This is a genomic window from Photorhabdus antumapuensis, assembly GCF_020387775.1.
GTDB classification, from domain to species: domain Bacteria; phylum Pseudomonadota; class Gammaproteobacteria; order Enterobacterales; family Enterobacteriaceae; genus Photorhabdus; species Photorhabdus antumapuensis.
The window spans coordinates 72,330-87,607 of sequence record NZ_JAHZMK010000017.1 but is presented as its reverse complement, the minus strand read 5'-3'; the positions used below and the strand labels follow the sequence as shown (position 1 = coordinate 87,607).

10 protein-coding genes and 2 pseudogenes are annotated in these 15,278 nt (G+C 43.3%); 4 read left to right on the top strand and 8 right to left on the bottom strand.

Annotated features, from left to right (window positions below; all coding sequences use genetic code 11):
* Nucleotides 1-666, bottom strand: a pseudogene (locus KZ793_RS07755) (IS4 family transposase); the annotation flags it as partial.
* A gap of 106 nt (nt 667-772) precedes the next feature.
* Here KZ793_RS07755 and KZ793_RS07750 point away from each other — a divergent pair.
* From KZ793_RS07750 to KZ793_RS07740, 4 genes and pseudogenes are all read left to right on the top strand, one after another.
* Nucleotides 773-1,141 (top strand): colicin-like pore-forming protein, encoded by a 369-nt coding sequence (locus KZ793_RS07750; protein WP_225814830.1) that lies wholly within the window; start codon nt 773-775, stop codon nt 1,139-1,141.
* A 657-nt stretch (nt 1,142-1,798) separates the two neighbouring features.
* Nucleotides 1,799-2,293 carry a transposase gene (locus KZ793_RS22545; protein WP_255619228.1) on the top strand — a complete coding sequence of 165 codons (495 nt, stop codon included), beginning with the start codon at nt 1,799-1,801 and terminating at the stop codon, nt 2,291-2,293.
* Nucleotides 2,226-2,684: an IS982 family transposase gene (locus KZ793_RS22540; protein ID WP_255619227.1), complete on the top strand. Its 459-nt coding sequence runs from the start codon at nt 2,226-2,228 to the stop codon at nt 2,682-2,684. The genes KZ793_RS22545 and KZ793_RS22540 overlap by 68 nt, the downstream gene beginning before the upstream one ends.
* A 27-nt stretch (nt 2,685-2,711) precedes the next feature.
* Nucleotides 2,712-2,923 (top strand): annotated as a pseudogene (locus KZ793_RS07740) (Tn3 family transposase); the annotation flags it as partial.
* A gap of 950 nt (nt 2,924-3,873) precedes the next feature.
* Here the strand turns inward: KZ793_RS07740 and acnB are convergent.
* The 7 genes from acnB to KZ793_RS07705 all read right to left on the bottom strand — a co-directional run bounded on the left by acnB (nt 3,874) and on the right by KZ793_RS07705 (nt 15,088).
* Nucleotides 3,874-6,471 carry a bifunctional aconitate hydratase 2/2-methylisocitrate dehydratase gene (acnB, locus tag KZ793_RS07735; protein WP_225814829.1) on the bottom strand — a complete coding sequence of 866 codons (2,598 nt, stop codon included), beginning with the start codon at nt 6,469-6,471 and terminating at the stop codon, nt 3,874-3,876.
* A gap of 451 nt (nt 6,472-6,922) precedes the next feature.
* Nucleotides 6,923-8,350 (bottom strand): dihydrolipoyl dehydrogenase, encoded by a 1,428-nt coding sequence (gene lpdA, locus KZ793_RS07730; RefSeq protein ID WP_225814828.1) that lies wholly within the window; start codon nt 8,348-8,350, stop codon nt 6,923-6,925.
* Between the two features lie 206 nt (nt 8,351-8,556).
* Nucleotides 8,557-10,152 carry a dihydrolipoyllysine-residue acetyltransferase gene (aceF, locus tag KZ793_RS07725; RefSeq protein WP_225814827.1) on the bottom strand — a complete coding sequence of 532 codons (1,596 nt, stop codon included), beginning with the start codon at nt 10,150-10,152 and terminating at the stop codon, nt 8,557-8,559.
* Between the two features lie 14 nt (nt 10,153-10,166).
* A complete protein-coding gene (aceE, locus tag KZ793_RS07720; protein WP_225814826.1) occupies nt 10,167-12,830 on the bottom strand; it encodes a pyruvate dehydrogenase (acetyl-transferring), homodimeric type in 2,664 nt (887 codons plus the stop codon).
* Nucleotides 12,831-13,019: 189 nt separating this feature from the next.
* Nucleotides 13,020-13,784 (bottom strand): pyruvate dehydrogenase complex transcriptional repressor PdhR, encoded by a 765-nt coding sequence (gene pdhR, locus KZ793_RS07715; RefSeq protein ID WP_118984932.1) that lies wholly within the window; start codon nt 13,782-13,784, stop codon nt 13,020-13,022.
* A gap of 614 nt (nt 13,785-14,398) precedes the next feature.
* On the bottom strand, nt 14,399-14,767 hold the full coding sequence (locus KZ793_RS07710) for a hypothetical protein (RefSeq protein ID WP_225814825.1): 369 nt from the start codon (nt 14,765-14,767) through the stop codon (nt 14,399-14,401).
* A gap of 48 nt (nt 14,768-14,815) precedes the next feature.
* On the bottom strand, nt 14,816-15,088 hold the full coding sequence (locus KZ793_RS07705) for a lipoprotein (RefSeq protein WP_225814824.1): 273 nt from the start codon (nt 15,086-15,088) through the stop codon (nt 14,816-14,818).
* Nucleotides 15,089-15,278: the final 190 nt, after the last annotated feature.

Sequence of the window (15,278 nt, the reverse complement as noted above, 5' to 3'; positions counted from 1 at the left end):
GCGCTTTTCCTGCGCAAACCAATGCCGGATGACCCGAAATTCGAATCGGCCACGCCGACAGGTGAAATCCAGCACTTCAGCACGGTTGTTTTTGCGGCTAATCTCCCGGAGTTTTTTGCCCGCCAGTGTCGGTAATTGTCGCGCCCGTCCATTTCGGGCGCTGACAATCAGGGGATTAAGCGATTGGCTGAACAAAGACAGGGTCATATGGCACTCAACCGCCGCCTTCAAGGGACTGAAACGACAGGGAAAAACCCCGGCTAAATCGGGATGAACGTTGAATGAGTTGCCATCCTGCAAGAGGATATCGTCAAACTGGCTGAATTTTTTGGGTAAGGGTGGCAAAGCTTTTTCAATCAACTGAGCCATGGCGAACGTCACCAGCGTCTTCATAAAATCGGCGAAAGCGCTTTTACGTAACTGATTATGGAAGGGCTTATAGGCGACAGTGTGTTTTTCACTCAGACACATGCCGTTAAATTGCCGGTGCAGGTCAGCGATGGAGGTGCAGTTTCCTTTGCTCAGTGCGGCTATCAGACTGAGAACCAGAGACTGTGGCCCAATATTTCTGAGTCGTTCCATAAAGCCACATCGGCGGGCGGTTTTTTCAAGAAAAACGTCACTAAAGAATTGCATTAACTGAAGTTTTGTGGGGATAATTGCCATCGGTTTTATTCTCTGATCTCGGTATTTTGCTTGGCGACAATTATCAGATCATAAATAAAGCCTTTTTTCTATCTAAAATAACCGGTTGGCGCTAAAGATCCTGTTTATGAATGCAATCAGGTACATTGATGCTAAAACGTTGTCTGATAATCTCCAAAGACTGGGTCAGTCTTTTGCCTTGTTAGATAAAGTTATTAAAGTAGAAAAAATAAGGGATAAAATAGTCGAAGGATTTGAAACGGGTAATTGGAAACCATTAATGCTGGAAATCGAAGCAATGGTTTTGAGTGGTTTTTCTTCGGGAATTTTACTCGGAATATTGACTAGTATCGCTATGATAATTACAGCTAAAATAGCAATACCCGCTACTATTCTTAAGGTTGTTTTTACTATAATTACAGCTATTTTAACCTCATATATAGATGATAAATTTGCAGATAAATTAAATAATTATCTAATCCCTTCAGCACATTAGTTATAAATCTATAAGAGTGTGATCAAATCACACTCTTATATCTAAGATAATGCAATGGAAAATAAAACCAAATGATTACTAGCATAATAAAAATGACATAATAGGTAAAAAAATACATAACATAGTAAATAAATAAAAGAAAGTAATTTTCTCCAAAAATATTCCAAAAAATATTATCTATCAAATCATTTCTATAGAAACACCCAAAAAACACGAAAACCACAAAAACAACCCCATATAAAGAAATTAGCTTCAGTAACTCATATGTGGTTATCTTTGTTTTATTCATAACGAAATATCCCCCCCATAAAATAAACAAAAGAATTGATAAGAAAGGTGTACTTACTAAAGTATAACTAACAGCAATCTCACTAATCAATATATATTCTGATGAAATACTTCCTTTATCATGAAAAGATATCTCATTTAACTTTAAGATAAGCAAAGACTCTTTATCAAAATAAAAAATAAGGAAAATTAGAAATATAGGAATCAGCCCAAATAAAAAAACCACCTGCTTTGGGTAAGAATTTATTAATAAGTTTATGGTTAATATTATTATTTAACCCGAATTCTGGATAAGAAATTGACGAGAAGCCTGTTCCAGGAGCAAAGTTTTGGTGCAGACTCAAAAACAGCTCCGAGGTGGAACAGGCTATGGACAACTTAGTTGAAATTTTCTGTGATGTCGATGATTTTTGCCGTTTTTTCATCCCTCAATGGGAACAATTTTGTCTCGATAGCCGGCATCGTTTACGCCGCCGACAAGGTCACATGTCTCCCAGTGAAATCATGACCATTTTGATCCTTTTTCATCGGTCGCATTACCGGGATTTTAAACATTTTTATTTAGAACATATTTGGAAATATCACCACAACGATTTTCCCACCTTACTCAGCTATCCCCGTTTTGTCAGTGTGGCCCCTTCCGTTTTGGTGCCACTATGCAGCTATCTGACGCAATTAAAAGGAAAACCCACAGGCATGGCTTTTATTGATTCCACCCGTTTGAGTGTCTGCCATAACATTCGCATTCCTCGACATAAAGGTCTTTGCGGGGATAGCCAGGCGCGGAAAAAATTCAATGGGCGGGTTTTACGGTTTCAAATTACACCTGGTTGTCAATCATCAGGGGGAAATTTTGGCGCTTAAAGTCACTGCCGGTAATGTAGATGATCGGGAACCTGTTCGCGAATTAACAACAGAATTAACGGGTTCTCTGTACGGCGATAAAGGTTATCTCAGTCAGGAATTGGCTGACGACTTAGCTAAAGCGGGACTCACTTTCATCACCCAAAAGCGCCGAAATATGAAGGCTCACCTGCAAGCTGAGTGGGATAAAATAATGTTATCAAAACGTTTTATCATTGAAACGATTAATGGGCAATTAAAAACTATTTCTCAAATAGAGCATTCCCGCCACCGAAGTATAAAAGGTTTTCTGTTGTGCGTTTTAGGTGGATTGATTGCTTACTGCCTTAAATTGAAGAAGCCATCACTGAAAGTTTTCTACTCAGAAGAAGATTTTTCAATGATGGTTTAAGCAGAATTCGGGTTATTTAACATAGAGTTGTTACTTAAAGTCTGTAATATTGGCCTAGAGCTATCAATTAAACACCATATTCCAGCATTAACCCAGCACCGTCTGAGCTGTGCTAAACAAAATTATTTTCGTGCAGAAACACTAATCCAGCGAATACCAGTCTGGTTGACTATCAGACTACCCTGAATTGGCACAACAATGGAGTAATCTACGCCGATGGTATGCTTTTTGTGACGCCATCCAGATTGGAAAGTATAAAAAAGCGAGGATCACTCATACAAATTATTCCCATTAACGATAAAATCATTGATGCTATTCTAATATCCTCCGCATCAATAACATCAGGATCGGATCTTACTTTTTATGGAACTTTTCATCACCAAAACGATTTGATCATCATATTTCATAAAAATTGATTCTGACGATGACTGTTTTTATCTATACCAATGACATACCTAACCTACTCGCTGACATCAATAAAAGATATGAATTAATGGAAGTTATTTTCTGGTCTTTGCAACTATTTTGAGTGGCACTTCTAGCTAGAAGTTCATTCAGAAATTTAGAGAATTACAATTTAAATGGCTTAAACAGCACACCACTTTTACTCACTCCCCCCTTAGATACTGTATTGCTAATATTACCAAAGCTATCAATAATGACGCTTCAATTAAAACCCTGTATTCCGAATTCCTAGACCAATCATCGCCAGATCAATGAAGGGAAAAGTATTATTGCAATTGATAGAAAAACATTGCAGGTAGAAAAAGAAAAATCCATTGTAATTCACTCTGATATGTCAGTTCACTACCGTTAGATACTGAAGCAGCAACAAAAACGATAAGACTACCCTGTGAGATAGAAAATGAACTACACTGTTGAATTATGAATAAAGTGCAACCCTACCCGACCCTGATAGTTAGTATAGCATCACATCTTTCACCCACTTTAAAAAATCCTTAATCATTACTTTTTACCTTTAATGATTAAAGTTTTTATCTGCTTTTTCACGATATGTTTGCCCTTTTTTCCAGATTTTAAAACCAGACTGACAGGCAAAAGACGACCTTTCTTAACACTTGTTTTATCATTGATAAAAACTCAGCAGTGATAATCGAAACGTTAAAAGCCAACAATCTAAAACGGGAGGTTTTCACCTCCCATTCGCTCGTATTGCAATATATCGGAATTACACCGCAGTTTGGAAAATCACATCATCCGCTTTTTCAGTATATTGGTTCAGTTGATCAAAATTGAGATAACGATAAGTATCTTCCGCAGTCTCATCAACTTTATCCATAAATTGCTGGTACTCTTCCGGTGTCGGCAGACGTCCCAACAGAGAAGCTACAGCCGCCAGCTCAGCCGATGCCAGATAAACATTCGCCCCCGTCCCCAAACGATTCGGGAAGTTACGAGTCGAAGTGGAAACTACGGTTACACCATCAGCAACACGTGCTTGGTTACCCATACACAAGGAACAGCCAGGAATTTCAACCCGCGCCCCACTCTTACCAAAGATGCTGTAATAACCTTCCTCTGTGAGTTGAGCTGCATCCATTTTCGTTGGCGGAGCAACCCACAAGCGAGTTGGTAATTGACCTTTATGTTGATCCAATAATTTACCGGCTGCACGGAAATGACCAATGTTAGTCATACAAGAACCGATAAAAACCTCATCGATTTTACTGTTAGCCACATCAGACAGTAAACGAGCATCATCTGGATCATTCGGCGCACACAGAATAGGTTCTTTAATCTCGGCCAGATCGATTTCGATAACCGCTGCGTATTCTGCATCAGCATCGGCTTCCAGCAGTTGAGGATCTTTCAGCCAGTTTTCCATACCCGTTACACGGCGTTCCAGTGTACGGCGATCACCATAACCTTCAGCAATCATCCATTTCAGCAATACAATGTTGGATTGCAGATATTCAATAATCGGTGCTTGATCCAATTTAATGGTACAGCCTGCCGCAGAGCGCTCCGCAGAAGCATCTGCCAGCTCAAATGCCTGCTCAACTTTCAGATCTGGCAAACCTTCGATTTCGAGGATACGGCCAGAGAAGATGTTTTTCTTACCTTTCTTTTCAACCGTCAGAAGACCTTGCTGAATCGCATAGTAAGGAATCGCATGAACCAAATCACGCAAAGTAATGCCGGGCTGCATCTGCCCTTTAAAACGAACCAACACAGATTCTGGCATATCCAAAGGCATTACCCCCGTTGCCGCAGCAAACGCCACCAAGCCAGAACCTGCCGGGAAGGAAATACCAATTGGGAAACGGGTATGGGAATCACCTCCCGTACCAACCGTATCAGGCAACAACATACGGTTCAGCCATGAATGAATAATGCCATCACCCGGACGCAGAGAAACACCGCCACGATTCATAATGAAATCAGGCAAGGTATGGTGAGTAGTGACGTCAACCGGCTTAGGATAAGCAGCCGTATGGCAGAATGACTGCATCACCAAATCCGCAGAGAAGCCCAAACATGCCAGGTCTTTCAGCTCATCACGGGTCATTGGACCGGTAGTATCCTGAGAACCAACGGAGGTCATTTTAGGTTCACAATATTCACTCGGGCGAATACCCACAGTGCCACATGCCCGGCCAACCATTTTCTGAGCTAAGGAGAAACCACGGTTACTTTTCTCAATCGCTTTCGCCTGACGGAATACATCACTTTGCGGTAAGCCAAGCGACTCACGAGCCTTACTGGTTAAACCACGACCAATAATCAGTGGAATACGACCACCCGCGCGAACTTCATCCAGCAACACATCGGTTTTTAGTTCAAATTCAGCCAATAATTCATTGGTTTGGTGATTGCGTACTTCGCCTTTATAGGGATAGATATCAATCACATCACCCATATTCAGCTTATTAACATCTATTTCAATGGGCAATGCACCAGCATCTTCCATGGTATTGAAGAAGATTGGCGCAATTTTACCACCCAAAACAACGCCACCACCGCGCTTGTTTGGCACAAATGGGATATCTTCGCCCATAAACCACAGTACGGAGTTAGTGGCTGATTTACGGGAAGAACCGGTACCAACCACATCGCCGACATAAGCCAACGGGTGGCCTTTCTTATTCAGTTCTTCAATCTGTTTGATTGGGCCAACGATGCCAGCTTGATCAGGTTCTATACCTTCACGGGCATTTTTCAGCATAGCCAGAGCATGCAATGGAATATCAGGACGTGACCATGCATCCTGCGCAGGAGATAAGTCATCCGTATTTGTTTCACCAGTCACTTTAAATACAGTTACTGTGATTTTTTCTGCCAGTTCAGGACGTTCCAGATACCACTGCGCATCCGCCCAAGAGTGCATAATTTGTTTGGCTTGTGGATTACCGGCTTTCACTTTTTCTTCTACATCATAGAAGTTGTCAAACATCAACAAAGTATGAGAGAGCGCTTTAGCTGCAATGGGAGCCAGTTTTTCATTATCCAGAGCATCAATCAGGGGATGAATGTTATAACCACCCTGCATAGTTCCAAGCAGTTCAACCGCTTTTTCTGGCGTGATTAGCGGTGAAGCGGTTTCACCTTTTACAATGGCGGCAAGAAAACCGGCTTTTACATAGGCCGCTTCATCAACACCAGGGGGAACACGGTTAATCAGTAGATCTAACAGGAAATCTTCTTCACCTTTTGGTGGGCTCTTCAGTAACTCAACCAGCGCCGCCGCTTGCGTCGCGTCCAATGGCTTAGGGACGACACCTTGGGCTGCACGCTCGGCTACGTGCTTGCGGTATTCTTCTAGCACGACTTTCTCCTCGCTCTCATTGTCATTTATCTACCCGGCTGTCTGCACCCGCCTTAGAACCTGTATCATCAGGCTATTGTGTTTTCGCAACAATAACGCAACGCCCACTGGGACAGGCTGTTAGTTATGGTTCCGGGTGCCAGGTCAGAGGATTGCCGGCATAACTTAGCAAGTGCAAATCAAGTTATGCCCAGCTTCGGGCACCCAGCATACCAAAATTTGAATGCGATGTTAATTCGTTCACATAAAAGTAACATTAACTGATAGTAATATTCTGAATTAACAGCAGACAAAGCTATTAAAACAGATTATTCCGCTGATTTTTGCCAATAGCCCCCACAAAGGCCATACTTTTTATACCGTGTTCCTTCAAACAGGTCATACCAGATAAAAAAACGGCTTTCAATAAATGAAAGCCGCTTCGGTAAATTACATTAATCGATTTAAGAAATTATTTCTTTTTCTTTGCCTTGGCATTTGGCAAGTCAGTAATACTGCCTTCAAAGATTTCAGCCGCCAGACCGACAGATTCATGCAACGTTGGGTGAGCATGAATAGTCAACGCGATATCTTCCGCATCGCAACCCATTTCAATTGCCAGACCGATTTCACCCAGTAGTTCACCACCGTTAGTACCTACAATGGCGCCACCGATAATACGGTTACTTTCTTTATCGAAAATCAGTTTGGTCATACCGTCAGCACAATCAGACGCGATCGCACGGCCAGAAGCGGCCCACGGGAAAGTTGCCGTTTCATAGCTGATACCTTTCTCTTTCGCTTCTTTCTCAGTCAAACCAACCCAAGCAACTTCTGGTTCAGTGTAAGCAATGGATGGAATAACTTTTGGATCGAAGTAGTGTTTCTTACCGGAAATAACTTCAGCCGCAACGTGGCCTTCGTGAACACCTTTATGCGCCAGCATTGGCTGACCAACGATGTCACCGATAGCAAAAATGTGCGGTACATTGGTACGCATTTGCTTATCAACATGGATAAAGCCACGGTCATCAACGTCAACACCGGCTTTACCTGCATCCATCATTTTACCGTTAGGTACACGACCGATAGCAACCAGAACCGCGTCATAACGTTGTGGTTCTGCCGGTGCATTTTTGCCTTCCATCGTGACGTAGATACCCTCTTCTTTGGCTTCTACCACGGTAACTTTGGTTTCCAGCATCAGATTGAATTGTTTGCTGATGCGCTTGGTGAATACTTTCACCACATCTTTGTCAGCCGCAGGAATAACCTGATCCAACATTTCAACGACATCAATCTGAGAACCCAGAGCGTGGTAAACAGTTCCCATTTCCAGACCGATGATACCACCGCCCATGACCAATAAGCGGCCAGGAACCGTTGTCAGCGCCAGTGCATCGGTAGAATCCCATACGCGCGGGTCATCATGAGGGATGAATGGTAATTGGATAGGACGGGAACCTGCGGCAATAATGGCATTATCAAAATTAATCGTTGTTGCGCCACCTTCACCTTCAACAACCAGCGTGTTAGCACCGGTAAATTTACCAACACCATTAACCACTTTGACTTTGCGGCCTTTAGCCATACCAGCCAGACCACCGGTCAGCTGATTAATAACTTTTTCTTTCCAGACACGGACTTTTTCGATGTCAGTTTTTGGCTCACCAAAAACGATACCGTGATTTGCCAGAGCTTTAGCCTCTTCAATAACTTTTGCTACGTGAAGCAATGCCTTAGAAGGGATACAACCAACGTTAAGACAAACACCACCTAAGGTAGAGTAACGTTCCACCAGGACGGTTTCCAAACCTAAATCCGCGCAACGAAAAGCAGCAGAATACCCTGCTGGACCTGCCCCAAGCACCACAACCTGGGTTTTAATTTCAGTACTCATCATGACCTCTTAATTGTTTGTCCGGCGGGTCAGACGCCAAAAACGATATATTCCACCGGGACCTACACACCGCGAGCAGTTTACAGAATTGTTAATAACCTGAAAAGCGCGTTAACGTGACAGAACTCGCAACAAACCAACCAGATGCAAGCGGTTTCCCTGCCACAGCAATAACAATCAGGCCGGCACATGGCCGGCCTTTGAGATTACATCACCAGACGGCGGATATCGCTCATTGCATGATTAATAAATGTAATGAAACGCGCACCATCAGCACCATCGATCACACGGTGATCGAAAGAGAGTGACATAGGCAACATCAGGCGTGGTACAAACTCTTTACCATTCCAAACCGGCTTCATGGATGAACGAGATACGCCAAGGATAGCCACTTCCGGTGCATTAACGATTGGCGTAAATGCTGTGCCACCGATACCGCCCAGGCTTGAAATAGTAAAGCATCCACCCTGCATATCAGATGCAGTCAGTTTACCTGCGCGGGCTTTCTTAGACATCTCTGTCAACTCGCGGGATAAGTCGATGATGCCTTTCTTATTGACGTCACGGAATACCGGAACCACCAAACCATTAGGCGTGTCAACTGCCACACCAATGTTGATGTATTTTTTCAGCGTCAGTTTCTGACCATCTGCCGAGATAGAGCTGTTAAAACGCGGCATCTCTTCCAGCGCTTTTGCCACCGCTTTCATAATGAACACCAGTGGGGTGATCTTCACGCCAAGCTGTTTCTTATCAGCTTCCTGATTCTGCTGTTTACGGAAGTTTTCAACTTCTGTGATATCCGTTTCGTCGAACTGTGTAACATGTGGGATCATCATCCAGTTACGGCTCAGGTTAGCACCCGAAATTTTCTGGATACGACCCAGTTCAACTTCTTCAATTTCACCAAATTTGCTGAAATCCACTTTCGGCCAAGGCAACATCCCCGGCAGACCACCACCCGCTGATGCAGGCGCAGATTCAGCACGTTTAATCGCGTCTCTCACGTAAGACTGAACGTCTTCACGCAGAATACGGTTTTTACGCCCTGTACCTTTCACTTTAGCCAGGTTAACGCCGAATTCACGCGCCAGACGACGGATCACCGGCGTTGCATGAACATAAGCACTATTTTCAATGAAATCGTTTTTATCTTCTTCTGCAAAGCTGCTTCGGCTCTCCAGAACAGGAATGGCTTTCTCAGGTTCAGCCACTGGAGCCGGAGCAGAAGCCACAGGTGCAGGCGCTGCACCCACCACTTCAAATACCATAATCATAGAGCCGGTTTTCACTTTATCACGGGCCTTGATTTTAATTTCTTTAACCGTACCGGCGAATGGTGCCGGTACTTCCATAGAGGCTTTATCGCCTTCTACGGTGATCAGTGACTGTTCCGCTGTAACCGTATCGCCTTTTTTTACCATCACTTCGGTAACTTCAACTTCATCACCACCAATATCTGGTACATGAACATCCATGGTCACGGAAACCACAGGTTCTGGTTCTGCCATACGAGAGGATAACGGTATCGCCGCTGATTCTTCCGCAGGTGCAGCTTCTACAGCACCCTCTGCGGAAGCAAAAATCATCATCAGCTTGCCGGTTTCAACTTTATCGCCAACTGCAACGATGATGTCTTTAACAACACCCGCCTGAGGGGATGGAACTTCCATCGAAGCCTTATCACCTTCTACCATGATCAGCGATTGTTCAGCTTCCACTGTATCGCCAACTTTCACCATGATTTCGGTGACTTCCACTTCATCCGCACCGATATCCGGTACCTTAATTTCGATAGCCATTGATTCTTTACCTCTTATGCCAGACGCGGGTTAACTTTTTCTGGGTTAATGTTGTATTTTTTAATCGCTTCTTCCACAACATTCACGTCGATTTCGCCGCGCTTAGCTAATTCACCCAAAGCAGCAACTACCACGTAAGAAGCATCAACTTCAAAGTGATGACGCAGGTTTTCACGGCTATCGGAACGACCGAAACCGTCAGTGCCCAATACGCGGAATTCGCTTGCAGGGATGAAGTTACGAATCTGTTCTGCGAACAGCTTCATATAGTCAGTAGAAGCCACTGCCGGTGCTTCATTCATGATCTGAGCAACATAAGATACGCGTGGCGTTTCTGTTGGGTGCAACATGTTCCAACGTTCACAATCCTGACCATCACGAGCCAGTTCAGTGAATGAAGTCACGCTGTACACATCAGAACCCACACCATAATCGTTAGCCAGAATCTGTGCTGCTTCACGAACATGACGCAGAATAGAACCAGAACCTAACAACTGAACTTTACCTTTGCTACCTTCCAAGCTTTCCAGTTTGTAGATACCTTTACGGATACCTTCTTCTGCACCTTGTGGCATCGCTGGCATGTGGTAATTTTCGTTCAGCGTGGTGATGTAGTAGTAAATGTTCTCTTGTTTCTCACCATACATACGCTCTAAACCATCATGCATAATCACAGCCACTTCATAAGCAAAGGCCGGATCGTAAGAGATGCAGTTAGGGATAGTCAGAGACTGAATGTGGCTGTGTCCATCTTCGTGTTGCAGACCTTCACCATTCAAGGTTGTACGACCAGAAGTACCACCAATCAGGAAGCCACGAGCCTGTTGATCACCTGCTGCCCAGCACATGTCGCCAATACGTTGGAATCCAAACATAGAGTAGTAGATGTAGAACGGAATCATTGGCAGATTATTGGTGCTGTAAGACGTTGCCGCCGCCAGCCATGATGAACCGGCGCCCAGTTCATTGATGCCTTCTTGCAGAATCTGGCCTTTGGCGTCTTCTTTATAGTAAGCCACCTGCTCACGGTCCTGCGGAGTATACTGCTGGCCGTTAGGACTGTAGATGCCGATCTGACGGAACAGACCTTCCATACCAAAAGTACGCGCTTCATCAGCAATGATTGGAACCAGACGATCTTTGATTGACTTGTTCTTCAACATCACGTTCAAGGCACGAACGAAAGCGATAGTGGTAGAAATTTCTTTGCTTTGTTCTTCCAACAACGCACCAAAATCTTCCAGCGTCGGCAGTTCCAGCTTCTCTTCAAAATGAGTACGACGGCTTGGCAGATAGCCACCCAACGCGGCACGACGCTCATGCAAATATTTGTACTCTTCAGAGTCTTTATCAAAAGTCACATAAGGCAGATTTTCGAGTTGGTCATCAGCCACAGGCACATTGAAACGATCACGGAAATGGCGAACGCCTTCCATGTTCATCTTCTTAACCTGATGAGCGATGTTTTTACCTTCAGCCGTATCACCCATACCGTAACCTTTAATAGTCTGAGCCAGGATAACCGTTGGTTTGCCGGTAGTTTCCTGCGCTTTTTTCAAAGCAGCAAAGACTTTCTTAGGATCATGACCACCGCGGTTCAGCGCCCAAATCTGGTCATCAGTCATATCTTTGACTAATTCAGCGGTCTCTGGGTAACGGCCAAAGAAATGCTGACGCACATAAGCGCCATCTTTGGATTTGAACGTCTGGTAATCACCGTCCAGCGTTTCGTTCATCAGTTGGATCAATTTACCGCTGGTATCTTTACGCAACAGTTCATCCCAACGATCGCCCCAAAGCACTTTAATCACCTGCCAGCCTGCGCCATCAAAAATGCCTTCCAGCTCATTAACGATTTTGCCATTACCCGTAACTGGACCATCCAGACGTTGCAGGTTACAGTTGATAACAAATACCAAATTATCCAGCTTCTCGCGGGTTGCAATAGTGATCGCACCTTTGGATTCTGGCTCATCCATTTCACCGTCACCCAGGAAGGCATAAACAGTCTGCTTAGATGTATCTTTCAGACCACGGTGTTCCAGATATTTCAGGAATTTAGCCTGATAAATAGCCCCGATTGGCCCCAATCCCATTGAAACAGTTGGGAACTGCCAGAATTCAGGCATCAATTTTGGATGCGGATAAGAAGAGAGACCGTTGCCATGAATTTCCTGACGGAAATTATTCATCTGCTCTTCAGTTAAGCGGCCTTCAAGGAAAGCACGAGCGTAGACACCTGGAGAGATGTGACCTTGGAAATAAACCAAGTCACCGCCGTCATTTTCATTACGGGCACGGAAGAAATGGTTGAAACAAACTTCATACATGGCTGCTGAAGACTGGAATGAAGCCATGTGACCGCCTAATTCCAGATCTTTTTTGGATGCCCGTAACACGGTCATCACAGCATTCCAACGAATAGTAGAGCGAATACGGCGCTCCAAATCCAGATTGCCAGGGTAAGCAGGCTCATCCTCAACAGCAATGGTATTGATATAATCGCGATTAGCAGCACCGGCCGCAACATTCACGCCACCTTTACGTGCTTCGTTCAGTACCTGATCAATCAAGAACTGGGCACGATCAACACCCTCTTCACGGATGACCGATTCGATCGCCTGTAACCAGTCGCGAGTTTCGATCGGATCCACGTCATTTTTCAAAATGTCTGACATGGTGTATTCCTTATCTGTTATCTGTTTCTAATGATTGTTTTGGAGCCTACCTTCCCGTCATACCCTTTGACGTTCAGCCGGTCATGACTGGAAGATAGGCCCTCACTGTTGTTGCCGCTAGCGCCCTCAGTAAAGGGACTCAACTTAGCTGTGCAGACGCAGCAAACTTCAAGATCTACACAGCTAATTCTATTCCTGATGCTGTTGAAGACGTCGTAGTGATCGCTCGCGGCGAGTATGCTCGCGGCTGAGATCCAATAAGACATCTTCAATAAAAGCTAAATGGCGATGGGATGCCTCGCGGGCTTTCTCTGGTTGCCTCGCCATTATCGCTTCAAAAATCTTCGCCCGATGATCGCTGACAGCCGTCAGCATTTCCCGGCGAGTATACAAAAACTCAAAATTCTGCCGGATATTTTGTTCCAGCATGGGTGCCATACAGCGTAATAAATGAAGGAGAACCACATTATGTGCTGCTTCGGTAACGACGAGCTGATATTGCAAAACCGCCTCGGATTCAGCATTGACATCACCGCTTTCCTGAGCTTGTTGAATAACAAGGTGATATTGCCGAATGCGTTCAAAATCTTCGTCAGTTCCACGCAGTGCCGCGTAATAGGCAGCAACACCTTCCAAAGCATGGCGGGTTTCAAGGAGGTCAAACTGAGATTCTGGATGACCAGCCAGCAGTTGCGCCAATGGATCACTGAAACTTTGCCATAAGTTACTCTGGACAAATGTTCCCCCACCCTGACGGCGAAAGAGAAAACCTTTGGATTCTAACCGTTGAATAGCTTCGCGCAGTGAAGGGCGTGACACATCAAACTGTTTCGCCAACTCACGTTCAGGCGGCAATTTCTCCCCTGGACGTAAAGATCCTTCAAGGATGAGATGCTCGAGACGCTGCTCAATAACATCTGATAATTTTGGTTGGCGGATTTTGCTATAAGCCATATTTACTGTAAGCCAGTTAATGGATAAACATTGCTTCGGTCCGTGCCGGAGTCAATTGGTAATACCAATTTAAATTACAGGGCCATAAAAGTAACAAAGTATTCACCAGCTGTCCATAAAGACCTTGAGCTAAATCATAAAAACCTGCAAATTTTAACAATTTTTTTTAAAAATTAGCAAAAATTGATAACTAATAGGCTAATAAATCCTCTAGAATGATATTTTAACCTAACCTTTTGAAACGTATAAATAGACATAATGAATCGTTACAGCAAGGAAATAGTTGAGTATTTATTTAAAAAGTATAGGTACCAAATCATTACTTATTGACTTTAAACACAACGACGATTCCATTAGATTATAAATGTAGCTCAAATCAATAAAACCGAGGGGCTAAAACTAGCTATCAAAAAGGAATAATGACAAATATGTGAGGAACCACCAGCAACAGCTCCACATAACTCCTGCTGATGGGAAAAATAGACTATACCTAATAGATTTCGAGTTGCATCGCGACGGCAAGGGAGCGAATCCCCGGGAGCATAGAGAACTATGTGACCGGGGTGAGTGAGTGCAGCCAACAAAGAGGCAGCTTGAAAGATAACGGGTATATATTAAAACCAATAGCGCGTCTCTTCATGCCACCCTTTTTTATACATACAGGATGAAATTATCCAACGCCTTGAAGATTCATTTTTATCCCAACGCTTAACCTCTGTTTTTGGCAAAGTAATGTAATGATTACAGGATTTATCATCGTCCTCGTCTTTATCTTTACAGGAAAAACGTTTTGTCTCGAAAGAATGAACAACTTCTCTGGTCCAGTCAGATGGTAATTGAGAATAACCAAGGGCTTTACATTCAGCATAATCCCTGTCTCTTTCATACTGAGTTGCTCCTAGTTTTTCCCACGATGTACAACCGGTTAATAAAGTAAATAATATAATTAAAGGAATAATGGTGATTTTTTTTATGGAATTCATAAAAAAATGCCTCAAATAAAACTAAAGAAAATAATCAGGGAAATTAAATTAGAATTTAAAAGTCCCCCTAATACGGTAACTCTCTTTTTCAAAAGATGGCCTTCCACCAGATTGTATAATTTGTCTGTCTTGGATTGATATGTTTTTATCAAAATCAGGCATAGGATGCGTGGTATTGACTTTGACTTCTTCACCCGAAATTATATCTTTGACATTACATTCAAGATAACCACAGGTTGAAATATAAGCATCACTTAACTGTGGCATAGAACATCCTGTAACCATAAATATTGATAACAAAGCAATGAGAAATTTATTCATTCCTAATATCCTTAACTTGCTGTATATATTATAAAAATTTAACTTAAATGAAAAACCATATAAAAAGAGAGATCATTTCTTACGTTCGAGTAAGTAATATCTACATATGCATTTTATCTTTCTGGCATTCCACGGAATATCAGAACAATATCCCCCCAGAGAGAAATATATATTCTTATCGCTAGGAAAA